This window comes from Mesorhizobium sp. M0954 (assembly GCF_040319155.1).
Taxonomy (GTDB): domain Bacteria; phylum Pseudomonadota; class Alphaproteobacteria; order Rhizobiales; family Rhizobiaceae; genus Mesorhizobium.
In genome coordinates, this window is sequence record NZ_JAMYNR010000070.1 from 1 (window position 1) to 2,856 (window position 2,856).

Here is a 2,856-nt window from a genome sequence, read left to right on the forward strand (position 1 = left end):
GCTGGTTTTGCCAACGTCGAAGACGGCGATATTCGCGCCGTCCGCCTCCTGCCCGTCATGCATTGGGTCAGATCAGACCGTATTGGCGAGCCTTGTTGCGCAGGAAAGGCAAGCCATTGCCCATCACTTCGGCCTCGTCCTTCGCGACCGGCCGCCAGACGGAGAGGCCATAGGAGACTTCCGGCGGCATGTTGATGAAGCTTTCCATGGCAAGTCCGCCCTTGAAGCCGATCGCCGCGAGCGTTGCGTAGATCTCGTCCCAGGGGCAGTTGCCGGTGCCCGGGGTGCCGCGATCGCTCTCTGACAAGTGAATATATTTCAGGTGCTCGCGAGCGGCCAGAATACCATTGGCGGCCCCCTTCTCCTCGATGTTCATGTGATAGGTGTCGAGATGGACAAAGATGTTGTCGGCGCCGACTTTCTCGAGCATCCAGACGGCCTGCGCGCCGGTATTTATCAGGTGGTTCTCGTAGCGGTTCACCGCCTCGATTCCGAGCTCTATGCCGCGCGTCTTGGCGTGCTTGGCAGCGACGGTCAGCACATGCGCGATGTTGTCGTATTCCTTTTCGGTGGGTGGCACGCCGGTGCGTTCACCGATACCACCGAAAATCACACCGGAAAGCGCCAGAGCGCCCATCTCTGCAGTCTTGTCGATGGCCACTTTGAGATGTTCGATGGCGGCATCCGGCCGCACCGAGGCCCAGGCCCGCTCCGGCAAGCCAAGCGAGCAAACAGCTGGAAGATTGTGCTTTTCGAGCAAGGCGCGCGTATGCGCGGCATCGACCGCCGGCGCGTTCAGAAGCGCGATCTCGATAAAGTCCATGCCGTATTTGACGGAAGCGGCGATCGCCTTCTCTGCGCCCGCCCGGTCCCAGTTCATCGTCCACATCGAGGTGTGGACCCCAAAACCATGCATCTAACTCACCCTTTGTTTGTGTTTAGGAACTTTAGGCGCCCAGCAAGCCAGCGCAGGATCATCACGGTGATCATCAAAATGCCCCAGACCGCCGTCGCCAGATGCTGGTTGGCGCCCATCAGATTGAGTCCCGAGGACAGAAGCTGGAGCACCACGAGCGCGACGAAGACAGGGATCACGCGACCGAAGCCGCCGAACGGATTGACCCCGCCAAGAAAGCAGGCAAGCACAGTGATCAGCAGGTAGGACTCGCCGTGGCCGACACGCACCGAATTGAAGCGCGCCAGCATGATGATACCGGCGACCGCGCACATCGCACCGGACAGTGTGTAGACCAGAACCTGCACCTTGCGCGTATTAATGCCGGAGTAGCGCGTGGCCTCGATGTTAGAGCCGATCATATAGGTGTTGAAGCCTAGCTTCATGCGCGTCAGCAGGAGGTGCCAGATCAGCACACAGGCGATGAAAATGAGCAACGGAACCGGGATACCAAGAATCGAACCGTAACCGATCGGCGCCAGGAAGCTGGGAAAGCCGGACACGTCGCCGCCATGCGTCAGGAACTCACCGAGACCGCGCAGGAAAATCATCATCGACAGCGAGACCAGGATCGGGTGAGCCTTGGTGTTGGCGATGACGAGCCCCATGATCAGTCCACTAAGTGCTCCGACCGCAAGGGCAAGGATCGCGCCAAGGACAAAGGCACCCGTGCCCGCGTCGACGCCGCCCTGGCTTTGAAGGATCCAAGCGAGCGTCAGCCCGGCGATGTTGGCCGTGAAGGTGATGGCCAGGTTCAGGCCGCCGGTCAGGATCGGGAGCAGCATGGCGAGTGTGAGCAGGCCGAGCTCCGGCAGCTGGTAGGCGACGGAGCCAAAAGTGGCCCGGGAAAGGAAGTTCGGTGCGGCAATGCCGAACACGATCATGACTACCACGAACGCAGCAAGCGGACCTGCCAGTTCGGGGCCAAGCAAGTTGCGGACGCGTTCAATCACAGCCGTCATGAAGGCACCCGCCGGCTTTTCAGGAACGGCAGCAGGCGTTCGATGCTGGTGTTCGACAGGGTAATGGCGGCTAGGATGATGGTGCCGACGATCATCTTGAACGCGAAAGGCGACACGCCCATCAAATTAAGTCCGTTCTGGGTGATCGAGACCAACAGAACGCCAAGAATGCAGCCGAGCACGCTGCCTTTGCCGCCGCCAAGCCGTGCACCGCCAAGGACCACGGCTGCCAGGACGTCGAGTTCGCGCCCATATAGGGCGTTAGGCACGACTTCCTGCGCGTAATGCGCTTGGACGAGACCGGCGATGCCTGCCATCAGGCCAAGCCAGCCGAAGGCGATAAATTGCATGGCCCCAACATTGATGCCGAAGCGGCGCGCGCCTTCCGGATTGTCGCCAAAAGCGTAGAGTTGGCGACCAGTGGTCGTGCGCGTGATCAGCCCCCAGGTAACGAATACGCACATGGCCATAATGAGCACGGGTAGGGTGATCTCCGCCCAGGTGCCGTCAGCCATCTCGCGCTCGAACAGCACCACGCGGGTGGTGAGCCAGTCCGGCAGATTGTAGATCGAAACGCCGCCTGTGAAGAACATCAGCAAGCCGAAAAAAATGTTGAAGGTCGAAATCGTGGCGACGATCGAGATGATCCTGAACCTGTGGATCAGGAAAGCATTGATGCAGCCCAACGTGACGCCCAATGCGCCAGCGATGGTGAGGCCGACAATCCAATTCCCGCCGCCGATCCAGCCAAGGACTATTGCCGTCAGATATTGCACCACGGAGGCGGCAACCGCGAAGGAGATGTCAATGCCGCCGGCAATCAGCACGACGAGCAGACCGACGGCGAAGATGATGTTGACCGAACTTGTGTTCAGGAGGTCAAACGCATTGCCGAGGGTGAAGAACCGGTCTGTCGCAAACGACAGAAAGGCGCAGATG

General features: G+C 60.0%; 3 protein-coding genes. All 3 read right to left on the bottom strand.

Translation table 11 applies throughout. The features are described from left to right. Positions 1 to 67 precede the first annotated feature (67 nt). From NKH93_RS34105 to NKH93_RS34115, 3 genes are read right to left on the bottom strand one after another with little or no spacing between them, the layout of a single operon-like run. Positions 68 to 916, bottom strand: coding sequence for a sugar phosphate isomerase/epimerase family protein (locus NKH93_RS34105; protein WP_352976375.1), 849 nt, complete (start codon positions 914 to 916; stop codon positions 68 to 70). A 5-nt stretch (positions 917 to 921) separates the two neighbouring features. Continuing rightward, the gene (locus NKH93_RS34110; RefSeq protein ID WP_352976378.1) at positions 922 to 1,917 is read right to left on the bottom strand and encodes an ABC transporter permease; all 996 of its coding nucleotides are present in this window, start codon (positions 1,915 to 1,917) and stop codon (positions 922 to 924) included. Next, complete coding sequence (locus NKH93_RS34115) at positions 1,914 to 2,855, bottom strand: ABC transporter permease (protein ID WP_352976380.1); 942 nt, start codon at positions 2,853 to 2,855, stop codon at positions 1,914 to 1,916. Before NKH93_RS34115 ends, NKH93_RS34110 begins: the two co-directional genes overlap by 4 nt. Between the last annotated feature and the right edge of the window lies 1 nt (position 2,856).

What these genes read in the sequence shown, in the direction of transcription:
- NKH93_RS34105 (WP_352976375.1), bottom strand. Translation starts at nt 916, where the DNA reads ATGCATGGTTTTGGGGTCCACACCTCGATGTGGACGATGAACTGGGAC.
- NKH93_RS34110 (WP_352976378.1), bottom strand. Translation starts at nt 1,917, where the DNA reads ATGACGGCTGTGATTGAACGCGTCCGCAACTTGCTTGGCCCCGAACTG.